The following is a 20,190-nucleotide window of genomic DNA, read 5'->3' on the forward strand; positions in this document are numbered from 1 at the left end:
TTAGCGCAACATGAAGGACATCGCGGCCAGGCTGTTCAGGGTGCGAACGGCGGCCTGCATGCTGTCGGTGGTGAACCGCAGCGTCACGCCGTCCACGCGCTCCAGCGTGGGCCACATGCAGAACAGGTCGGCGAGCGCCGCGCTCTGGGTCTGCAACCGGCATTCTATAGGGGCGGGGATGCGGAAAGGAACCGCCTTTCCACCGCTGGGCCGCCCCGAGGTGGAAACGCCCCCCTGGGGGGCAGCAAGCCCGCCTTGCGGGCGCGGCGTGGGGGTCGTTCCCTTCAGGTTGCGCACGGCGGTCTCCGCGGCGGCGGCGATCGCGCGGCGCGAGGCCGCCGGCGACAGCGTCACGCCGCTGCCCTGGCCGTGGGCGACCTTGGTCTGCACCCACTGCGCGCCGGGGAACAGGTCGGTGGTCTCGGCGATGAACACGTCGTCGCCGGTGGCCAGGATGACGGGCACGCCCATTTCACCGGCCAGCGCGCCGTACAGGCCGGCCTCGCCCAGCTCCATGCCATTGATGAAGACGCGCGAGAAGGCGAAGCTGTTGATGGTGTGCGCGAGAATGCCGCGACCCTGCGAGCGCGAGTGATAGCCGATCATGAAGACCGCGTCGCAGCCCTCTTCCAGGCCGCCCATCATGCCCAGGTAGCGCGGCTTGCCCAGCACCAGGCGGGCGCGTTCGTCCAGGCCGTCCGGCAGCAGGTTGCGGAAACCGCCGTGCGAATCGTTGACCAGGATCTCTTCGGCGCCGCCGGCGATGGCGCCCTGCACGGCCGCGTTGGCCTCGGCGGTCATCCAGGCGCGGGCGCGTTCGTATTCGCCGTTGCCTGCGCGCACTTGTTCGGCGTGGAAGACGCCGGCGACGCCTTCGATATCGGTGGAAATCAGGATTTTCATGGGGTGTGCCTTGGTGGGATTCAGAATTCGGTGTCCGCCAGCCATTGGCGCCAGTCGGGAGCGGCGTCGCGGAGGGCGGCGCGGTGATGGCCATCGCGGCCCCGCACGCTTTCGGCCTGCCACAGCGCGGCGATGATGGCCTGCTCGCAGGCCTCGGCGGCCGCCTCGAACAGCGGATCGATGCGGGTTTCGTGCAGCATGGCCAGCGCCGGCATCGGCTGTTCGGCCTGTTGCGGCACGGTGTACGCGGTGGAGAACGCCAGCGCGATGTCGCCGCTGCCATGGCCGAACACCGAGCCGGTGCGGGCCAGGCCGGCGCCGGCGCGCAGCGACAGGCGGCGCAACTGGCGCGCGTCGAGCGGCGCGTCGGTCGCCACCAGCAGGATGATGGAGCCCTTCTCCGGCACGATGGCGGCGTTCTCGCCCGCCTGCGCCAGGCCGCGGTCCAGTTGATCCGCCAGCCGCCGGCCGAAGGGCCGGCCGGCCACGGTCAGATTGGGCAGGCGGCCGAAATTGGCCAGCACCAGCGCGCCGACGGTGTAGCGCAGGCCCGGCTGGATCGATGCCAGGCGCGAGGCCGAGCCGATGCCGCCCTTGAAGGAAAAGCACGACATGCCGCGGCCGGCGCCGACCGCGCCCTGCGCCATGCGCTTGTCCGCGGCGGCCAGCGCCTGGGCGTAGTGCGACTCCTGCACCGCCATGGCCTGGATGTCGTTCAGGTAGCCGTCGTTGCACTCGAACACCAGCGGATTGACCGTCGACATGCCGCGGCCGATCTCGGGCGTGGCCGCCACCGCCGAACGGATCTGGGCGTTGGCCACGGTGCCCACGCCGAAGGTGTTGGTCAGCGCGATCGGCGTTTCCAGCACGCCCAGTTCCTGCACCTGGACCAGGCCGGTGCTCTTGCCGAAGCCGTTCAGCACCGTGGCGGCCGCCGGCACCTTGTCCAGGAACAGATTGCCGCCGTGCGGCCGCACCACGGTCACGCCGGTCTGCCGCGCGCCGTCGTCCAGCGTGCAGTGGCCGACGCTGATGTCGCCCACGTCGCAGATCGAATCGAGCGGGCCGGCCTCCAGCTTGCCGATGCGGGGTTGGTCCAACGCTTGTTTGTCCATGCTTGTCGCTGCGTGTCGCCACGCTCCAGAATGCAAAATGCCGCCGTCCTGCGTGGCCGTGGCGCGCGCCGCGAGGCGGGCGCCCGGACGCGGGCGGCGGCAAGGGATCCGATGCCGCGCGCCGAGCCCCGAGGGGCGGCCGGCGCGGTGGCCATCATCCGCTTGGCGGTTACTTGCGATCGATCTTGGGATCGAGCGCGTCGCGCAGGCCGTCGCCCAGCAGGTTGAACGCCAGCACGGTCAGGAAGATCGCCAGCGCCGGGAAGATCGCCACGTGCGGGGCGATCACCATGTCGGCGCGCGCCTCGTTCAGCATCGCGCCCCACTCCGGCGTGGGGGGCGAGGCGCCCATGCCCAGGAACGACAGGCTGGCCGCGGTGATGATCGAGGTGCCGATACGCATCGTGCCGTACACCACGATCGGCGAGATCGTGCCGGGCAGGATGTGGCGCATGATGATGGTCCAGTCGGACGCGCCCACGCTCTTGACCGCCTCGACGTAGGTCATCTGCTTGATCGATAGCGTGTTGCCGCGCACCAGGCGGGCGAACGCCGGCACGCTGAACACGGCCACGGCCACGATCACGTTGACCATGCTCGAGCCCAGGATCGCGACCACGCCAATCGCCAGCAGCATGCCGGGGAACGCCAGCAGCACGTCGGAGACGCGCATCGTGATGCGCTCCCACCAGCCTTCGTAGTAGCCCGCCATCAGGCCCATGAAGGTGCCGACGACGGCGCCCATGGCGACGGACAGGAAGCCGGCGGCCAGCGAGATGCGCGCGCCCATGATGATGCGGCTGAAGATGTCGCGGCCCAGCGAGTCCACGCCCAGCCAGTGCGTCCACGAGGGACCGGCATTGAGGGCGTCGTAGTCGAAGAAGTTCTCCGGGTCGAACGGCACGATCCAGGGGGCCAGGATCGCCACCACGACCAGCAGCAGGACGAAGAGGCCGGCGCCCACGGCCAGCTTCTGCTTCTTGAACTTGCGCCAGAACTCGGTGGCGGGCGTGCGCACGTCGTTCTTGGGCACGGCGGTGGCGACGGTTGCGGCGGGTGTCGTATTGCTCATGGCCGCCTCACTTGTAACGGATGCTGGGATTGATGACGCCGTAGAGCACGTCGACAATCAGGTTGATCAGGATGAATTCGAACGAGAACAGCAGCACCAGGCCCTGGATCACCGGGTAGTCGCGCTGGGTCACGGCATCGACCAGCAGGCGGCCGAGGCCGGGCCAGTTGAACACCGTCTCGACCACGATCGAGCCGCCCAGCAGGAAGCCGAACTGCAGGCCCATCATGGTGACGACCGGAATCAGCGCGTTGCGCAGCGCGTGCTTGATGACCACGCGGCGCTCGCTCAGGCCCTTGGCGCGGGCGGTGCGCACGAAGTCTTCCTGCACCACTTCGACGAAGGAAGCGCGGGTGAAGCGCGCCATCACCGCGGCCACGGCCGCGCCCAGCGTGATGGACGGAAGTATGTAGTGTTTCCAGCTGGAGGCGCCCACGGTCGGCAGCCAGCCCAGGTTCACGGAGAAGATCTGCATCAGCATCATGCCCAGCGCGAACGCGGGGAACGAGATGCCGGACACCGCCAGCGTCATGCCCAGGCGATCGGGCCAGCGGTTGCGCCAGACGGCGGACACGATCCCGATGATCATGCCGAAGGTGACGGACCAGGCCATACTGGCGATCGTCAGCCACATGGTGGGCATGAAGCGATCGGCGATTTCGGTCGAGACGGGACGCTTGGTACGCAGCGAGGTACCCAGGTCGCCTTGCAGCATGTGGCTGAAGTAGCGCACGAACTGCTGCGGCAGGGGCAGATCCAGGCCCAGTTCCTTGCGCACCAGTTCGACGGTCTGCTGGTCGGCCTCCTGGCCCGCGGCCAGTCGCGCCGGGTCGCCCGGAAGCATGTGCACAAACAGGAACACGACCACGGCCACCAGCAGCAGCGTGGGGATCATGCCCAAAAGACGTTTGACGATGTAGGTCAGCATTGAAATTCCTGCAACATCGGCGGGGACACCGCGTCCCCGCCGTATGTGGCCTTGCAAGGGCCTTGCGGCCCCGAGAGTTACCGCCGGATTACTGCTTCAGTTCGATGTCGCCGAACCAGAACGAGGTGTCCGGTTCCACGTACACGCCCGACAGGTTCTTCGACTTGACGTACAGGTTGTTCTGGGTCACCAGGAAGGCCCACGGGGCGTCCTTCCAGATGGTTTCCTGAACGGTCTTGTAGATCTCGGTCTTCTTGGCGCGGTCGGTCGTCGCCAGGGCTTGCTGGATGCCGTCGTCAACCGACTTGTTCGAGTAGTACGACACGTTGTTGAGCACCGGCGGGAACGCGGCGGTGGTCAGCAGCGGACGCAGGCCCCAGTCGGCTTCGCCGGTCGAGGACGACCAGCCGGCGTAGTACATGCGGACCTTGGCGTCTTCAGGCTTCTGCACCTGTTGCACGCGCTGCACGCGCTGGCCCGATTCCAGCACTTCGACCGACACCTTGATGCCGACTTGCGCCAGTTGCTGCTGCAGGAACTGCACCACCTTCACCGAGGTGCCGTCGTTGTAGGCGGACCAGAGCTGGCTTTCGAAGCCATTGGGGTAGCCGGCTTCGGCCAGCAGGGCCTTGGCCTTCTTGATGTCGTACGGCCACGGGCCGGTCTTGTGGGCGAAGTCCACGCCGGTCGGCACGACGCCGTCGACGACGGTGGCGTAGCCCGAGAAAGCGACCTTGGCCAGGGCTTCCTTGTTGATGGCGTAGTTGATGGCTTCACGCACCTTGACGTTGTCGAACGGCTTTTGCTGCACGTTCATCGACAGGTAGCGGGCCATGATCGAGTTCTTGTGGTCGACCACGTCCAGCTTGTCGTTCTTGGCCAGCACGGCGGCCTGCTCGAACGGCACCGGGAAAGCGAACTGCGCTTCGCCCGTCTGCACCACGGCGGCGCGGGTGTTGTTGTCGGTGACGGTGCGGAACGTCAGGGTGTCGACCTTGGGGTAGCCCTTCTTCCAGTAGCCGTCGAACTTCTTGACCTTCAGGTATTCGGCCGGTTTCCATTCGACGAATTCGAACGGGCCGGTGCCGACCGGGTGGAAGCCGATTTCCTTGCCGTACTTGGCCAGGGCGGCCGGCGAGATCATCATGGCGGCCGGGTGGGCCAGCGCGTTGATGAAGGCCGAGAACGGCTTCTTCAGCGTGATCTTGACGGTCAGCGGGTCGATCACTTCGATCTTCTCGATGACGCTGAACTGGATGTAGCGCGACAGGCGGTTTTCCGGGTTGGCCGGACGGTCGAAGTTGATCTTGACGGCTTCGGCGTTGAACGGGGTGCCGTCATGGAACTTGACGCCATCGCGCAGCTTGAAGGTGTACACCAGGCCGTCTTCGCTGACGGTGTAGTCGGTGGCCAGCACCTTCTGGACCTTCAGGTCCTTGTCGAACTCGAACAGGCCTTCGTAGTAGGCCTTGCCGGCCGCCTGGTTCAGCGTGCTGTTGGTGTTGTACGGATCGAGCGTTTCCAGCGCGATGGAGACGGCAAACGTCACGTCCTTGGCAGCATGCGCCAGCGGCGAGGTGAGCACGCCGAAGGCCACCGCGGCGGCGGCCATCAGCTTGGTGGGGCGCAGAACTTTCATCATTGCAACTCCTGGTTCCGTGAGGAATTAGGGGGTTTGGTGGAAGAAAAACAAGTACGACAACTGACTCAATACGCTCCGCCGACCGCATGGCGGGCGACGAAGTGATCGGTTCCTACCTGCACCAGCGGTTGCACCACCGGCTCGTCGCCGAGCTTGCGGATCGGGCTGGGAATTTCATCGGACAGCAAGGTGCGCTTCATGTGGCGGCGCGCCGGATCGGCGATCGGCACGGCGGCCATGAGCTTCTTGGTATAGGGGTGCTGCGGGTTCTCGAAGATGGCCCGGCGCGGACCGATCTCGACAATCTGCCCCAGGTACATGACCGCCACGCGGTGGCTGACGCGCTCGACCACGGCCATGTCGTGCGAAATGAACAGGAACGAAATGCCCATGTCGCGCTGCAGGTCGATCAGCAGGTTGACGATCTGCGCCTGGATCGACACGTCCAGCGCCGACACCGATTCGTCCGCGATCACGACCTTCGGGTTGAGAGCCAGCGCGCGCGCGATACAGATGCGCTGGCGCTGGCCGCCGGAGAATTCATGCGGATAGCGCTGCGCCATTTCGGGCGGCAGGCCGACGCGTTCGAGCAGTTCGGCCACGCGCTGCTCGGCTTCCTTACCCTTGGCCACGCCGTGCACCAGCAGCGGCTCCATGATCGAGAAACCGACCGTGACGCGCGGATCGAGCGAGGCGAACGGATCCTGGAACACGAACTGGATGTCGCGGCGCAGGGCTTGCAGTTCGGAGGTCTTCAGACGCACGATGTCGCGCCCGCCGAAGCGGATCTCGCCGCCCTGGCTGTCCACCAGGCGCAGCAGCGAGCGGCCGGTGGTGGACTTGCCGCAACCGGATTCGCCCACCAGCGACAGCGTCTCGCCGGGGTACAGGTCGAAGCTGACCTTTTCCACGGCATGCACGCGGCGCTGCACGCGGCTCATGATGCCGCCGCGCAGGTCGAAACGCGTTACCAGGTCGCGCACGCTCAGGATCGGCTCGCGGCGCGCGGCCGGCACTTCCTGGGTGCTGGTGGCGCCGGGTTCGGCCACCGGCTGAGCCTTGCCGTCCACCTGCAGCAGCGGGAAACGCGCCGGCAGGTCGGTGCCCTGCATCGCGCCCAGCTTCGGCACGGCCGACAGCAGCGCCTTGGTATAGGCATGCTGGGGCGTGGCGAACACCGACGCCGACGGGCCTTCCTCGACCTTGTCGCCGCGGTACATGACCAGCACGCGGTCGGCCACTTCGGCGACCACGCCCATGTCGTGGGTGATGAACACCACGCCCATGTGCATTTCTTCCTGCAGCTGGCGGATCAGTTGCAGGATCTGCGCCTGGATCGTGACGTCCAGCGCGGTGGTGGGTTCGTCGGCGATCAGCAGCGCCGGCTTGCAGGCCAGCGCCATGGCGATCATGACGCGCTGGCGCATGCCGCCCGACAGCTGGTGCGGGTAGCGGTCCAGCACCGACTTGGCTTCGGGGATGCGCACCTGCTCCAGCATGCGCAGGGCTTCGGCGCGCGAGGCCGCGGCGTCCATGCCCTGGTGCTCGCGGATCGATTCGGCGATCTGGTCGCCGGCCGTGAACACCGGGTTCAGGGAGGTCATCGGCTCCTGGAAGATCATGGCCATGTCGGCGCCGCGCACATTGCGCATGGCGCGCTGGTTGGCATTGACCAGGTCGATCACGGAACCGTTGCGCCGGCGCAGGGCCATGCTGCCCTGGGCGATGCGGCCGCCGCCATGTTCCACCAGGCGCATCAGCGCCAGCGACGTCACCGACTTGCCCGAACCCGATTCGCCCACGATGGCCAGGGTCTCGCCCCGGTCCACATGGAACGACAAGTTGCGCACGGCTTCGACCGTGCGCTCCGAACCCACGAAGCGCACCGTCAGGTCGTCGACCTGGACCACGCGGTTATCCGGCAGCGCCAGGCTGTTTGCGCGATCAACCATATCTCTAGTAATCCCCAAAACTGACAAAAACGAAGCCCGCCGCCGCTCAGCGGTAGATGGCGGTGACCGGCTTCTCGCCGACGCGGGCGTAACCGCGGTACATGCCTTCCGTGTTGAACGGCAAGGCCACATTGCCCTGGGCGTCGACGGCCACCAGGCCGCCCTTGCCGCCGATGGTGGGCAGTTTTTCCATCACGACGCGGTCCGCCGCCGTTTCCAGCGAGGCGCCGCAATATTCCATCTGGGCCGCCACGTCATAGGCGGCGACCATGCGGATGAACATCTCGCCCGTGCCCGTGGTGGACACGGCGCAGGTCTTGTTGCTGGCGTAGGTGCCGGCGCCGATCAGCGGCGCGTCGCCGACGCGGCCGACCTGCTTGTTGGTGATGCCGCCGGTGGAGGTGGCCGCGGCCAGGTTGCCCTGCGCGTCCACGGCCACGGCGCCCACGGTGCCGAACTTCTTGTCCGAATCCAGCGGATCGGCCGGCGCCGGCTGGCCGCGCGCGACCATGGCCTGGCCGTCGTGGTCCAGCACCGCCGCTTCCGGCGTTTCGCGCTGCACGCGCAGCAGCTGCTCGCGGCGCGCTTCGGTCGAGAAGTACGACGGGTCGACCAGTTCCAGGCCGGCGTCCTTGGCGAAGGCTTCGGCGCCCTCGCCCACGAAGAACACGTGCTTGCTGGTTTCCATGACCTTGCGCGCGGCGAACACCGGGTTGCGCACGCAGTTGACGTTGGCGATGGCGCCCGAACGCAGCGTGGCGCCGTCCATGATGGCGGCGTCCAGCTCATGGGTGCCGGCGCTGGTGAACACGGCGCCATGGCCGGCGTTGAACAGCGGGCAGTCTTCCAGCAGGCGCACGGCCTCGGTGACGGCGTCCAGCGCGCTGCCGCCACGGGCCAGCACGGCCTGGCCGGCGGTCAGGATGGATTCGAGCGCGCTCAGGTATTCCTGCTCTTTCTCGGGCGACATGGCCGCGCGGGACATCGCGCCGGCGCCACCGTGAATCGCGATCACGGGTTGAATCATCGTTTACCTACTCCATGGATGAGCCACGGCATCACGGACTGGGTCACCCCAGCGGCGGCCGCGACGGAATTCTTGGCCCGATAGGCCACCGCCGCCGACAAGGCCTCGATCAGGCCGAGCGCGGCGGTTTCGGAATTGGGGATCAGCTGGCGCGTGGACACGGCGTACAGCACCACCGACGCGGTCGGCGCCAGCGGCGAGGTGGGCTTGTCGGTCAGCACCAGCACCGGTACGCCGGCCTGCTTGGCGGCGCCCGCCAGGGTCACGGTGTCGGCCAGGTAGCGCGGAAAGCCGATCGCGATCACCAGATCCTTGCTGGTCATGCGCGACATCTGGCGCGCCGCGTGCGACACCCCGCCCGGGCCGGCCAGCGATTCGACCGAATGCAGGTGCATGCACAGGCCGCGCTGCAGCATGCCGGCCAGGAAGCCGCTGGCGCCGAAGCCGATGATGAACACGCGGTCGGCGGCCAGGATGGCGTCGACCGCCTGCTCACAGGCGGCGGCATCCAGGGTCTGCAGGTTGCGCTGGGCGTTGCGGATGTCTTCTTCGAGGGTCGCGGCGAAGATCTGCACCGCGCTGGCCGAATGCGCCAGCTCGGTGCGCAGCTTTTCGACCGGCTCCAGCGCCGCCTCGAAGCCGCGCGCCAGCTCGGCGCGGAACTGCGGATAGCCCGGCAGGTCCAGGGCGCGCGCGAAGCGGTTGGCGGTCGCGACCGACACCCCCGCCGCCGTCGCGAATTCGTCGATGGTCATCGTGGCCACGCGGAACTGGTGCGCCAGGACGTATTCGGCCATCTTGTGCTGCGTGCGGCTCAGCGCGGGCTGGGCCCGGGCGATCCGATCAGCGATCGTGAGTGCGGCCTTGTTCATCGAAAAAAGGGGGGAGACGTAGCGGAGGTTTGTGTAAATCTGTTTACACATAAATTTTAGATAAGAAAATTCATTTTCATACTAAGGGTATACCCGTGAATTTATGTAACAGTGCTTCAAAAGAAACGGGGCCGGTTTGAGGTACGCTAAATGCCCCTTCCCGTTTCCCGTTTTCCGGAACCTTCGAATGCCCGCCTGGACCTGCAAACCCCACGCCGAACTGACCCTGGCCGAGCTCTACGCCATCCTGCGCCTGCGCTCGGAAGTCTTCGTGGTGGAACAGAACTGTGTCTTCCTGGACATGGACGACAAAGACCTGCTGGGACAGACCGAACACCTGATGGCCTGGGACAACGGCGCGCTGCTGGCCTATTGCCGCCTGCTGGAACCGGCGCTGAACGACGGCCAGGCGGTCATCGGCCGCGTCATCACGGCGCCGGCGGCGCGCGGCACGGGCCTGGGCCACGACCTGATGCGCCGCGCCAAGGACGAAGTGGCGCGGCTGTGGCCGGGCCAGCCGGTCTACCTGGGCGCGCAGGCCCGGCTGCGCGGCTATTACGGCGGCCACGGCTTCGTGCCGGTGACCGAGGAGTACATCGAGGACGGCATCCCGCACGTCGGCATGCTGCTGCGCGAAGCGGCCTGAACGCCACGGCGGCGGGCAGCGCTGCCCCAGGCGCGTTGCCGCCGCCCCAATGAAAACGCCCCTTTGCGGGGCGTTTTGTGTTTTGCCGACGGCATGAAAAACGCCCCGCAAAGGGGCGTTTTTCGTTCCAGCGTCGATCGAGGTTACTTGACCGCCGACACGTCCAGCTTGGCGGCCGTCTTGGACTGGATCTCGTCCACCGTCACGCCCGGCGCCGTTTCCAGCAGCTTCAGGCCGTTGTCGGTGACTTCCATCACGCCCAGATCGGTGATGATCAGGTCGACCACGCCCACGCCGGTCAGCGGCAGGTTGCATTCGGGCAGCAGCTTGACGTCCTCGGTGCCGTCCTTCTTCTTGGCCACGTGTTCCATCAGCACGACCACGCGGCCGACACCGGCCACCAGGTCCATCGCGCCGCCCATGCCCTTGACCATCTTGCCCGGAATCATCCAGTTGGCCAGGTCGCCCTTTTCGGACACCTGCATCGCGCCCAGGATGGCCAGGTTGATCTTGCCGCCGCGGATCATCGCGAACGAGTCGGCCGACGAGAAGATCGACGAGCCGGGCAGCGTCGTGACCGTCTGCTTGCCGGCGTTGATCAGGTCGGCGTCGACCTCGGCGTCGGTCGGGAACGGGCCGATGCCCAACAGGCCGTTTTCGGATTGCAGCCAGACTTCGACGCCCTTGGGCACGTGGTTGGCCACCAGGGTCGGCAGGCCGATACCCAGGTTCACGTAAAAACCGTCTTGCAGCTCGCGCGCGGCGCGCGCCGCCATTTCATCGCGGGACCATGCCATGTTGTGTTCTCCTTAGGCCGGGCGAGTGGTGCGTTGTTCGATGCGCTTTTCCGGATTGGCGTTCAGCACGATCCGGTGCACATAGATGCCGGGCAGGTGGATCTGGTCGGGGTCCAGGCTGCCGGTGTCGACGATCTGCTCGACCTCGACCACCGTGAACTTGCCGGCCATGGCCACGTTCGGGTTGAAGTTGCGCGCCGTCTTGCGGAACACCAGGTTGCCGCTGCGGTCGGCGATGTGCGCCTTGACCAGCGACACGTCCGGCACCAGCGAACGCTCCATCACGTATTGCTGGCCGTCGAATTCGCGGATTTCCTTGCCGTCGGCGACGATGGTGCCCACGCCGGTGCGGGTGAAGAACGCCGGGATGCCGGCGCCGCCGGCGCGCAGCTTCTCGGCCAGCGTGCCCTGCGGCGTGAATTCGAGCTCGAGTTCGCCCGACAGGTACTGGCGTTCGAATTCCTTGTTCTCGCCCACGTACGAGGCGATCATCTTGCGGACCTGGCGCGTGTTCAGCAGCTGGCCCAGGCCGAAGCCGTCGACGCCCGCGTTATTGCTGATGCACGTGAGATCCTTGACGCCCGAATCGCGCAGCGCGGCGATCAGGGCCTCGGGAATGCCGCAAAGGCCGAAACCGCCGACGGCGATCATCTGGCCGTCCTTGACGATGCCTGCCAGCGCCTCCTGGGCGCTTGCAAAAACCTTGTCCATCGCTCCAACTCCTAGTTAAGGTCGAACTGAAGAGGATCCGCCCGCCCTGCCGGACCGCATGCCCCGCGAAGGAGGCCGGCGATCCTGGATGGACCCTGTTTGTACTTGGGGCGCGGCTGCCGGTTTCGCGGCCCGGCGGCATCGCGGCGTGGCCCGATGCCTGCTGGTTCGCGGCGCCGAGGGTGGCGCGCCCTGTCATTCGTATTGTGGTTCTGTCCTGGATTTTAACGGCATGGCCGGCAAATGCGGGCGCCGTTTCAAACGCCGCATTGAAGTCGGACCGCCCGCCGCCGGCGCGCCTAGGCCGCCGGCTGGAACTGCGTGGCCATTTTCGCCAGCACTTCGGGCGGCCACGGGGCGGACGTATTGGCCACGTAATCCATCCACACCAGCACGTTGCGGCCGCGGGCGTAAGGGCCGGCGTCGTCGCCCACCTTCTCGAGCAACAATTCGAACTCGGCGCTCGAACGGCCGATGCGCGTGACCTTGTGCGTGACCCGCACGGTCGCCGGATAGGTCAGCGGTCGCAGGAAATCGCAGGACGCGTGCGCGAGGATGGCGCCGTCGTCGGCCGGCAGTTCGAAGCCCGCGTCGTAGAGGATCTGCATCCGCGCCTCTTCCATGAGGCGGAAATACAGCGTGTTATTGAGATGGTTCAAGGCGTCGGAATCGCCCCAACGCAAAGGCAAATCCACATGATGGGTATCCCCCACCGTCAGAATCCGCGCAGACAGAGTGTCCGGGTTCACCAATTGCTCCTGATAGCTGATGGAAATGCGAAGACGTGCAAGGTCTCCGCCTGCAATACAATCGCCGATAATACTTCCAGCCATATATGGAATACATACGGGGAGCTTTGCAATGTCTGAACGCGAGTCGATGGAATATGACGTGGTCGTGGTTGGCGGGGGTCCCGCCGGCTTGGCCACCGCTATCCGTCTGAAGCAACTGGCCGCTGAGAAGAACCAGGAAATCGGCGTCTGCGTCCTGGAAAAAGGCGCGGAGCTGGGCGCGCACATCCTGTCCGGCGCCGTCATGGACCCGCTGGCCCTGACCGAGCTGATCCCCGACTGGAAGGAAAAGGGCGCGCCGCTGAACGTGCCCGTGACGCAGGACAAGTTCCTGTTCCTGTCCGAAAACGGCGCGCGCGCCACGCCGAACTGGCTGCTGCCGCCCTGTTTCCACAATGAAGGCAACTACATCGTCCGCCTGGGCGACGTCGTCAAGTGGCTGGGCGAACAGGCCGAGGCGCTGGGCGTCGAGATCTTCCCGGGCTTTGCCGCGGTCGAAGTGCTGTACGACGAGAACGGCGCGGTGCGCGGCGTGGCCACCGGCGACATGGGCGTGGCCCGCGACGGCAGCCACACCGACCACTACCAGCCCGGCATGGAACTGCATGCGCGCTATACGGTGTTCGCCGAAGGCGCGCGCGGCCAGCTCGGCCGCCAGCTGATCGAGCGCTACAAGCTCGACGACGGCCGCGATCCGCAGGCCTACGGCATCGGCATCAAGGAAATGTGGGAAGTCGACCCGGCCCAGTCCAAGCCCGGCCTGGTGATCCACACCGCCGGCTGGCCGCTGGATTCGGACACCTACGGCGGTTCGTTCCTCTACCACCTGGACAACAACCTGGTGGCCGTCGGCATGATCGTCGGGCTGGACTACGCCAACCCGTGGCTGTCGCCGTTCGATGAATTCCAGCGCTACAAGACCCACCCCGCGATCCGCGGCACTTTCGAAGGCGGCAAGCGCATCGCCTACGGCGCCCGCGCCATCACCGCCGGCGGCCTGCTGTCTCTGCCCAAGCTGACATTCCCGGGCGGCGTGCTGGTCGGCTGTGAGGCCGGCTTCCTGAACGCCTCGCGCATCAAGGGCAGCCACGCCGCCATCAAGTCCGGCAAGCTGGCCGCCGAGGCCGCGTTCGACGCGCTGGTGGCCGACCGCCGCCAGGACGAACTGGCCGCCTACCCGGAAGCCTTCAAGAATTCGTGGCTGCATGCCGAGCTGAACAAGGCGCGCAACTTCAAGCAGTGGTTCAAGAAGGGCCGCACCGTGGCCACGCTGATGACCGGCATCGAGCAGCTGGTGTTCAAGGGCAAGATGCCCTGGACCCTGCGCCACAGCAAGCCCGACCACGCCTGCCTGCAGCCGGCCTCGCAGTGCGCCCGCATCGACTATCCCAAGCCCGATGGCAAGCTGACCTTCGACAAGCTCAGCTCGGTGTTCATCTCCAACACCAACCACGACGAGAACGAACCCATCCACCTGACGCTGAAGGATGCGTCGGTGCCGGTGAAGGTCAACCTGGCCAAGTACGGCGGTCCGGAATCGCGCTACTGTCCGGCCGGAGTGTATGAGTTCGTCAAGGACGACCACGGCGAGGACCGCCTGCAGATCAACGCGCAGAACTGCGTGCACTGCAAGACCTGCGACATCAAGGACCCGACCCAGAACATCGTCTGGGTGGCGCCGCAGGGCGGCGAGGGCCCGGTCTACAGCGGCATGTAGCAGGCTCGCGGGCAATGGCTGAACGGGTGCTCTTCATCGGCTGCGGCGATCTCGGCCAGCGCGCCGCGCGCCTTTTCCTGGCCCGCGGCGACGAGGTCCACGCGCTGCGCCGCCATCCGCCCGCCGGCGACGCCAGCGGCATCCGCTGGCTGCAAGGCGACATCACCCGGCCCGACGGCCTGCCCGCCCTGCCGGCCGGCGTCACCCGTGTCGTCCACGTCGCCACCGCCGGCGCGCGCGATCCCGCGGCCTACCGCGGCGTCTTCGTCGACGGCCTGAAACACGCGCTGGACGCGCTCGACACGTCCCGCGTCGAACGCATCGTGTTCGTCTCCTCCAGCGCGGTGTATGGCGAGCATCATGGCGACTGGGTCACCGAAGACACCCCCACCGCGCCGCAAGGCTTCAATGGCCGCATCCTGCTGGAAGCCGAAGCGCTGCTGGCCGCGCAGGCGCTGCCCCACACCACCCTGCGTTTCGCCGGCCTGTATGGCCCCGGCCGCCTGCAACTGATCGAACGGCTGCGCGCCGGCGACGCGCGCGCGCCGAGCCAGCCGCCGCACTGGGCCAACCGCATCCACATCGACGACGCCGCCGCCGCCATCGCGCACGTGGCGTTGCTGCCCGAGGCGCAGCCGGTCTACATCGGCTGCGACGACACCCCGCTGCCGCTGCATGAACTGTATGCGGACCTGGCGCGCCTGATCGGCGCGCCGGCCCCGGCCGAAGGCCCCGCGCCTGCCGGCATCGGCAGCAAGAAGCTCAGCAACGCCCGGCTGCGCGCCAGCGGACTGACGCTGCAATGGCCCGACTCGCGCGCCGGCTACGCCGCGCTGCTGGCGGACGCGGCCTCGCCGGCATAGTTCGACCCACACCGAATCGTCGACGGCGTGACGCGGCGATACTGGCTTGTCCAGACCCGTCCCGCGCCGCCATGTCCATCCCTGCCCCGCTCGATCCGCTCCAGGCGGTGACGCACGCCAATCCCTACCCCTATTACGCCGCGCTGGCCAGGGAGCGTCCGCTGTATCACGACACGCGGCTGGGCCTGTGGGTCGCCAGCGGGCCGCAGGCGATCCTGGCGCTCATGCGCCATCCCGCCGCCCGCGTGCGCCCCGTCGCCGAGCCGGTGCCGCAAGGCATCGCGGCGGGTCCGGCCGGCCAGTTGTTCGGCCGCTTCCTGCGGATGCGCGACGGGCCTTCGCAAGCCCTGCTCAAACCCTTGCTGAGCGACTTCCTCGCGCAACAGGCGCGGCACGCGCGCGATCCGGCGTGGCCGCGGCTGGATGCGGGGCAGGATACGAAGCGCGGCCCCGACGCGGCCGCCATCGACCGCTTCCTGTCCGCCGCGCCGGTGCTGGCGCAGGCCTGTTTCATCGGCCTGCCCGATACCCTCGCGGCTGACTGCGCGCGCGATATCGGCGACCTCCTGGCGGCGTTGCCGCCCGCCGCGCCAGGCGACCGGATCGCGGCCGGGCACGCGGCCGCCGAACGGCTGGCCGCGCGGCTGCGCGCCCACCAGGACGATCCCGACGCCGCCCCGGCGCTGCGCGAATTGCGGCGCCAGGGCATCGACGCGGGCCTGGATCCCGCGCTGCTGGCCGCCAACCTGGCGGGGCTGCTGTTCCAGTCCTGTGACGCTGGCGCCGGGCTGCTCGGCAACGCGCTGCTGCGAGCCGGCCGCCATGCCATCGCGACGGACCTGGCTTTCGCGGATGCGCTGGCGCTGGTTGACGCGACGCTGCGCGACGATCCGCCCATCCACAACACCCGCCGCTTCCTGGCCGAGGCCATCGACGTCGACGGCCAACACCTCGAGGCTGGCGCCACGGTGCTGCTAGTGCTGGCCGCCGCGGCCACGGCGCAACCCGACGCGCACTGGACCTTCGGCGCCCTGGGCCACGCCTGCCCCGGTCGGGAGCTGGCGCGGCGGCACGCGGCGGGCGCGCTGGTCCACCTGCTGCGCGCCGGCGTCGATGGCCGCGCCCTGGCGGCGCGCCCGCGCTATCGCCCGCTGCCCAACGCCCGCATTCCCCAATTTGATTTCACCGAGGAGCCCACCCCATGATCGCCGTGATATTCGAAGTCGAGCCCACCGACGGCAACCCCGCGCCCTATCTGCACATCGCCGCGGGGCTGATCGACGAACTCAAGACCATCGACGGCTTCATCTCCGTCGAACGCTTCCAGAGCCTGAGCACGCCGGACAAGCTGCTGTCCTTGTCGTTCTGGCGCGACGAGGACGCGGTGCGGCGCTGGCGCACGCTGGATTCGCACCGCCGCGCCCAGGAGGCGGGACGGGGAGGCGTGTTCGCCAACTACCGCCTGCGCGTCGCCCAGGTGCTGCGCGACTACGGCATGCAGGCGCGCGACGAGGCGCCGCAAGACAGCCGCGCGCGCCACGGCTGAGCGGGCGCCGGTCCCGCCCGGACCGGTCTCGCGGCGACCGCGGGCAGGCGCGCCGCGTTACAGTTGGGCCGATTACGGCGGCCCGGCTGTCCGTTACCATTGCTCCACCGCCGCTTTCGCGCCCATTCATGCCCACCGCCGCCCACGCCCGCCCCACCCCGCTGCAAGTCGATCTGGCGCGCCTGATTGCGCAGGACATCGTGGCCCGGCGCTACGCCCCCGGCGCCCACCTGTCCGAGGAAGCGCTGGCCGCGGGCTACGAGGTCTCGCGCACGCCGGTGCGAGGCGCCCTGCGGCTGCTGGCGACGCAGGGCCTGATTACGCATCGGCCCAACAGCGGCTACACCGTGGCCGAGAACGCCGCCCTGGCCACGCCGGCCATCGCCGGCGCCGGGCCGACCCAGAACGAACTCTATCGGCGCCTGATCGACGACCGCGCCACGCGCGCGCTGCCCGACCAGTTCACCGAGCGCGAACTGCTGCAACGCTATCCCGCGCCGCGCAGCGTGCTGGCCAAGACCCTGCTGCAACTGTCGGCCGACGGCCTGATCGAGAAGCGCAAGGGCCACGGCTGGCAGTTCGCGCCGTCGCTGGAGAACCGCGAGGCGCTCAACGAGAGCTACCGGTTCCGCATGACGATCGAGTGCGCCGGCCTGCTGGAGCCCTCCTTCAAGCTCGACCGCGACGCCCTGGCGCGCATGCGCGCCGCGCATGAAACGCTGATCCAGCGCGACGACGCCGACATCTCCGCCACCGAGTTCTTCAGCCTGAACGCCTCGTTCCATGAAATGCTGGCGCGATTCTCGGGCAACCGCTACATCCTGCAGGCGGTGCAGCAGCAGAACCAGTTGCGCCGCCTGGAAGAACACGCCGCGTTCTACCGCGATGCCCGCTTCGTCAATTCCAGCAACGAGCACCTGCGGATCATCGAGGCCCTTGAAGCCGGCGACCAGGAATGGGCCTCGCAGCTCATGCGCCGCCACCTGAAGACCTCGCAGCAGCAATCCTGATCCGCGCCGCCGCCACGCGGCGACTTTCCCTGCCTTTGCCTCGGCATGCCCGTTGATTGGGGTCGCTTTCACGCGCCCATCGGTCTGGGCGGGTTTCGCCTCAAATTGTATTTTTCTTTTTATTAATACAAAATAGGCAAACCCCAACTCCTCCCGACAGGACGCCCATGACTTCGCCCGCCCCCGCCACGCCGATCAACGCCGATGCCTTCTGGATGCCGTTCACCGCCAACCGGCGCTACAAGCGCGACCCGGTGCTGTTCAGCGCGGCCGAGGGCATGCACTACATCCGCCCGGACGGCCGCCGCGTGCTCGATGGCATCGCCGGCCTGTGGTGCGTCAACGCCGGCCATCGCCGGCCCGAAATCGTCGAGGCCATCGCGCGCACCGCCTACGAGCTGGACTACGCGCCGTCGTTCCAGATGAGCCATCCGCTGGCGTTCGAGCTGGCCGAAAAGCTGTGTGAGGAGGCGCCCGCCGGGTTTTCCAATGTATTTTTCTCCAACTCCGGATCCGAGGCCGTCGATACCGCCCTCAAGATCGCATTGGGTTATCACCGCGCGCGCGGCGAGGGCCAGCGCGTGCGCCTGATCGGCCGCGAGCGTTCGTATCATGGCGTGGGGTTCGGCGGCCTGTCGGTCTCGGGCATCGGCGGCCACCGCAAGCCGTTCGGCAACCTGCTGCCCTATGTCGACCACCTGCCGCATACCTATGACCGCGAGCAGATGGCCTACACCCGCGGCCAACCCGACTGGGGCGCGCACCTGGCCGACGTGCTCGAACGCATCGTCGCGCTGCACGACGCCTCCACCATCGCCGCCGTCATCGTCGAACCGGTGGCCGGCTCGACCGGCCTGCTGGTGCCGCCGCGCGGCTACCTGCAGAAGCTGCGGCAGATCTGCGATGCGCACGGCATCCTGCTGATCTTCGACGAAGTGATCTGCGCCTTCGGCCGCATCGACGGCGCCTTCGCCTCGGCGCATTTCGGCGTCACGCCCGATCTCATCACCAGCGCCAAGGGGCTGACCAACGGCGCCATCCCGATGGGCGCGACGCTGGTGCGCCAGCACGTCTACGATGCCTTCATGCAGGGCCCGGACAGCGCCATCGAACTGGCGCACGGCTACACCTACTCGGGCCACCCGGTGGCCTGCGCGGCCGGGCTGGCGATGCTGGACATCTGCCGCCGCGACGGCCTGTTCCAGCGCAGCCGCGACCTGTGGCGCTATTGGGAAGACGCGGCCCACGGCCTCAAGGGCCTGCCGCACGTGGTGGACATCCGCAACATCGGCCTGCTGGCCGCGATCGAACTGGCGCCGCTGGCGGGCAAGCCGGGGCAGCGCGGCTATGCCGTGCACCAGGCCTGCCTGGAACGCGGCTGCCTGATCCGTTCGGCGGGCGACACCATGCTGCTGTCGCCCCCGCTCATCATCGAACCCGCGCAGATCGACGAACTGTTCGCCGTGCTGGCGCAGGTGCTGCGCGCCGGCGACTGACGCGGCGCTGCGGGGTCAGGGCGGCATGGGCTGCCCCTTGCGGACCCGCGGCCCCGCTGCCGGTCAACCCAGGTGGCGCGCCACGGCCTCGACCACCCGGCGCACGTCGGCCGCCGACACGTCCAGGTGCGTCACCAGGCGCGTCGGACCGCCGTAGACCGCGCGCATCAGGATGCCGTCGGCCGCCAGCGCGGCGGTCAGGGCCTCGCACCGCGCCGGCTCGAATTCCGCGAACACCATGTTGGTGTCCTGGCTCAGGACCCGCACGCCGGCGATGCCGCGCAGGCCGTCGGCCAGCAGGCGCGCGTTGGCGTGATCTTCCGCCAGGCGCTCGACGTTATGTTCCAGCGCGTACAGGCAGGCCGCGGCCAGCACGCCCGACTGACGCAGGCCGCCACCCAGCACCTTGCGCCAGCGGCGCGCGCGGGCGATCAGCTCGGCGCTGCCCACCAGCACGGAACCGACCGGCGCGCCCAGGCCCTTGGAAAAGCAGATCGACACCGAATCGAACGGCGCGCACATCTCGGCCAGCGGCTTGCCGCTGGCGACGGCGGCGTTGAACACGCGCGCGCCGTCCAGGTGCGTGGCCAGGCCATGGCCGCGGGCCCAGTCAGTCGCCGCGCGCACGTAATCCGCCGGAATCAGTTTGCCGTGGAAGGTGTTCTCCAGCGCCAGCAAACGGGTGCGGGCGAAGTGCGGGTCGCCTTCGGGCTTGAGCGCCGCCGCCAGCTTGTCCAGCGGCAGCGAGCCATCCTCGGCGTGTTCGATGGGCTGGGGCTGGATGCTGGCCAACACCGCGGCGCCGCCGCCCTCGTATTTATAGGTGTGGGCCTGCTGGCCCACCAGGTACTCGTCGCCGCGTTCGCAATGGGCCATCAAGCCGGCCAGATTGCTCTGCGTGCCAGACGGGAAGAACAGGCCCGCGGCCTTGCCCGCGCGCTCGGCAACCGCCTGCTGCAGCTGGATGACGGTGGGGTCGTCGCCCATCACGTCATCGCCCAGCGGCGCGCTGACCATGGCCTGCAACATGGCCGGGGACGGCCGGGTGACGGTATCACTGCGCAAATCGATCATGAAGCTTCCTTGAAGGAAAACGGAATCC

General features: G+C 67.9%; 19 protein-coding genes. 7 read left to right on the top strand and 12 right to left on the bottom strand.

The features are described from left to right. The 8 genes from H0523_RS19660 to H0523_RS19695 form a co-directional block, all read right to left on the bottom strand. The gene (locus tag H0523_RS19660; protein ID WP_054429551.1) at positions 1-903 is read right to left on the bottom strand and encodes a M55 family metallopeptidase; all 903 of its coding nucleotides are present in this window, start codon (positions 901-903) and stop codon (positions 1-3) included. Positions 904-923: 20 nt separating this feature from the next. Beyond that, on the bottom strand, positions 924-2,018 hold the full coding sequence (locus H0523_RS19665; RefSeq protein ID WP_082385488.1) for a DmpA family aminopeptidase: 1,095 nt from the start codon (positions 2,016-2,018) through the stop codon (positions 924-926). Positions 2,019-2,187: 169 nt separating this feature from the next. Next, positions 2,188-3,090: a glutathione ABC transporter permease GsiD gene (gsiD, locus tag H0523_RS19670; protein WP_054429553.1), complete on the bottom strand. Its 903-nt coding sequence runs from the start codon at positions 3,088-3,090 to the stop codon at positions 2,188-2,190. Positions 3,091-3,097: 7 nt separating this feature from the next. Continuing rightward, positions 3,098-4,018 carry a glutathione ABC transporter permease GsiC gene (gsiC, locus tag H0523_RS19675; protein ID WP_049072229.1) on the bottom strand — a complete coding sequence of 307 codons (921 nt, stop codon included), beginning with the start codon at positions 4,016-4,018 and terminating at the stop codon, positions 3,098-3,100. 88 nt (positions 4,019-4,106) lie between these two features. Continuing rightward, the gene (gene gsiB, locus H0523_RS19680; RefSeq protein ID WP_054429554.1) at positions 4,107-5,660 is read right to left on the bottom strand and encodes a glutathione ABC transporter substrate-binding protein GsiB; all 1,554 of its coding nucleotides are present in this window, start codon (positions 5,658-5,660) and stop codon (positions 4,107-4,109) included. A 65-nt stretch (positions 5,661-5,725) separates the two neighbouring features. Next, positions 5,726-7,612, bottom strand: a complete 1,887-nt coding sequence (locus tag H0523_RS19685) for a dipeptide ABC transporter ATP-binding protein (RefSeq protein ID WP_054429555.1) — start codon at positions 7,610-7,612, stop codon at positions 5,726-5,728. Positions 7,613-7,658: 46 nt separating this feature from the next. Further along, a complete protein-coding gene (locus tag H0523_RS19690; RefSeq protein WP_054429556.1) occupies positions 7,659-8,639 on the bottom strand; it encodes an isoaspartyl peptidase/L-asparaginase family protein in 981 nt (326 codons plus the stop codon). Beyond that, the gene (locus H0523_RS19695; RefSeq protein WP_054429557.1) at positions 8,636-9,511 is read right to left on the bottom strand and encodes a MurR/RpiR family transcriptional regulator; all 876 of its coding nucleotides are present in this window, start codon (positions 9,509-9,511) and stop codon (positions 8,636-8,638) included. The genes H0523_RS19690 and H0523_RS19695 overlap by 4 nt, the downstream gene beginning before the upstream one ends. 187 nt (positions 9,512-9,698) lie before the next feature. Here H0523_RS19695 and H0523_RS19700 point away from each other — a divergent pair, with 187 nt between their 5' ends. Then, positions 9,699-10,157 (top strand): GNAT family N-acetyltransferase, encoded by a 459-nt coding sequence (locus tag H0523_RS19700; protein WP_054429558.1) that lies wholly within the window; start codon positions 9,699-9,701, stop codon positions 10,155-10,157. Between the two features lie 143 nt (positions 10,158-10,300). On the opposite strand, the gene H0523_RS19705 is transcribed toward H0523_RS19700, so the two are convergent. The 3 genes from H0523_RS19705 to H0523_RS19715 all read right to left on the bottom strand — a co-directional run bounded on the left by H0523_RS19705 (position 10,301) and on the right by H0523_RS19715 (position 12,414). Next, entirely contained in the window at positions 10,301-10,954 is a 654-nt protein-coding gene (locus tag H0523_RS19705; RefSeq protein ID WP_054429559.1) for a CoA transferase subunit B, read from the bottom strand. A 12-nt stretch (positions 10,955-10,966) separates the two neighbouring features. Further along, on the bottom strand, positions 10,967-11,665 hold the full coding sequence (locus tag H0523_RS19710; protein ID WP_006393519.1) for a CoA transferase subunit A: 699 nt from the start codon (positions 11,663-11,665) through the stop codon (positions 10,967-10,969). Positions 11,666-11,964: 299 nt separating this feature from the next. Beyond that, entirely contained in the window at positions 11,965-12,414 is a 450-nt protein-coding gene (locus tag H0523_RS19715; protein ID WP_035361297.1) for an acyl-CoA thioesterase, read from the bottom strand. A gap of 112 nt (positions 12,415-12,526) precedes the next feature. Between H0523_RS19715 and H0523_RS19720 the strand changes: the two genes are divergently transcribed. The 6 genes from H0523_RS19720 to aptA all read left to right on the top strand — a co-directional run bounded on the left by H0523_RS19720 (position 12,527) and on the right by aptA (position 19,088). Beyond that, on the top strand, positions 12,527-14,173 hold the full coding sequence (locus tag H0523_RS19720) for an electron transfer flavoprotein-ubiquinone oxidoreductase (protein ID WP_054429560.1): 1,647 nt from the start codon (positions 12,527-12,529) through the stop codon (positions 14,171-14,173). A 14-nt stretch (positions 14,174-14,187) separates the two neighbouring features. Beyond that, positions 14,188-15,036: an NAD(P)H-binding protein gene (locus tag H0523_RS19725; RefSeq protein ID WP_054429561.1), complete on the top strand. Its 849-nt coding sequence runs from the start codon at positions 14,188-14,190 to the stop codon at positions 15,034-15,036. A 71-nt stretch (positions 15,037-15,107) separates the two neighbouring features. Next, positions 15,108-16,241: a cytochrome P450 family protein gene (locus H0523_RS19730; protein ID WP_054429562.1), complete on the top strand. Its 1,134-nt coding sequence runs from the start codon at positions 15,108-15,110 to the stop codon at positions 16,239-16,241. Further along, positions 16,238-16,582 (top strand): antibiotic biosynthesis monooxygenase family protein, encoded by a 345-nt coding sequence (locus H0523_RS19735; RefSeq protein ID WP_054429563.1) that lies wholly within the window; start codon positions 16,238-16,240, stop codon positions 16,580-16,582. The genes H0523_RS19730 and H0523_RS19735 overlap by 4 nt, the downstream gene beginning before the upstream one ends. A gap of 128 nt (positions 16,583-16,710) precedes the next feature. Further along, positions 16,711-17,592 carry a GntR family transcriptional regulator gene (locus H0523_RS19740; RefSeq protein WP_054429564.1) on the top strand — a complete coding sequence of 294 codons (882 nt, stop codon included), beginning with the start codon at positions 16,711-16,713 and terminating at the stop codon, positions 17,590-17,592. Positions 17,593-17,759: 167 nt separating this feature from the next. After that, a complete protein-coding gene (gene aptA / locus H0523_RS19745) occupies positions 17,760-19,088 on the top strand; it encodes an omega-aminotransferase AptA (RefSeq protein WP_054429565.1) in 1,329 nt (442 codons plus the stop codon). A gap of 63 nt (positions 19,089-19,151) precedes the next feature. Here aptA and ltaE read toward each other — a convergent pair whose 3' ends face one another. Then, a complete protein-coding gene (ltaE, locus tag H0523_RS19750) occupies positions 19,152-20,162 on the bottom strand; it encodes a low-specificity L-threonine aldolase (RefSeq protein ID WP_054429566.1) in 1,011 nt (336 codons plus the stop codon). Positions 20,163-20,190: the final 28 nt, after the last annotated feature.

The organism is Achromobacter insuavis, from assembly GCF_902859645.1.
Lineage (GTDB): Bacteria > Pseudomonadota > Gammaproteobacteria > Burkholderiales > Burkholderiaceae_B > Achromobacter > Achromobacter insuavis.

Coding starts and splice junctions, on each gene's coding strand:
- H0523_RS19660 (WP_054429551.1), bottom strand. CDS start 903: ATGAAAATCCTGATTTCCACCGATATCGAAGGCGTCGCCGGCGTCTTC.
- H0523_RS19665 (WP_082385488.1), bottom strand. CDS start 2,018: ATGGACAAACAAGCGTTGGACCAACCCCGCATCGGCAAGCTGGAGGCC.
- gsiD (WP_054429553.1), bottom strand. CDS start 3,090: ATGAGCAATACGACACCCGCCGCAACCGTCGCCACCGCCGTGCCCAAG.
- gsiC (WP_049072229.1), bottom strand. CDS start 4,018: ATGCTGACCTACATCGTCAAACGTCTTTTGGGCATGATCCCCACGCTG.
- gsiB (WP_054429554.1), bottom strand. CDS start 5,660: ATGATGAAAGTTCTGCGCCCCACCAAGCTGATGGCCGCCGCCGCGGTG.
- H0523_RS19685 (WP_054429555.1), bottom strand. CDS start 7,612: ATGGTTGATCGCGCAAACAGCCTGGCGCTGCCGGATAACCGCGTGGTC.
- H0523_RS19690 (WP_054429556.1), bottom strand. CDS start 8,639: ATGATTCAACCCGTGATCGCGATTCACGGTGGCGCCGGCGCGATGTCC.
- H0523_RS19695 (WP_054429557.1), bottom strand. CDS start 9,511: ATGAACAAGGCCGCACTCACGATCGCTGATCGGATCGCCCGGGCCCAG.
- H0523_RS19700 (WP_054429558.1), top strand. CDS start 9,699: ATGCCCGCCTGGACCTGCAAACCCCACGCCGAACTGACCCTGGCCGAG.
- H0523_RS19705 (WP_054429559.1), bottom strand. CDS start 10,954: ATGGCATGGTCCCGCGATGAAATGGCGGCGCGCGCCGCGCGCGAGCTG.
- H0523_RS19710 (WP_006393519.1), bottom strand. CDS start 11,665: ATGGACAAGGTTTTTGCAAGCGCCCAGGAGGCGCTGGCAGGCATCGTC.
- H0523_RS19720 (WP_054429560.1), top strand. CDS start 12,527: ATGTCTGAACGCGAGTCGATGGAATATGACGTGGTCGTGGTTGGCGGG.
- H0523_RS19725 (WP_054429561.1), top strand. CDS start 14,188: ATGGCTGAACGGGTGCTCTTCATCGGCTGCGGCGATCTCGGCCAGCGC.
- H0523_RS19730 (WP_054429562.1), top strand. CDS start 15,108: ATGTCCATCCCTGCCCCGCTCGATCCGCTCCAGGCGGTGACGCACGCC.
- H0523_RS19735 (WP_054429563.1), top strand. CDS start 16,238: ATGATCGCCGTGATATTCGAAGTCGAGCCCACCGACGGCAACCCCGCG.
- H0523_RS19740 (WP_054429564.1), top strand. CDS start 16,711: ATGCCCACCGCCGCCCACGCCCGCCCCACCCCGCTGCAAGTCGATCTG.
- aptA (WP_054429565.1), top strand. CDS start 17,760: ATGACTTCGCCCGCCCCCGCCACGCCGATCAACGCCGATGCCTTCTGG.
- ltaE (WP_054429566.1), bottom strand. CDS start 20,162: ATGATCGATTTGCGCAGTGATACCGTCACCCGGCCGTCCCCGGCCATG.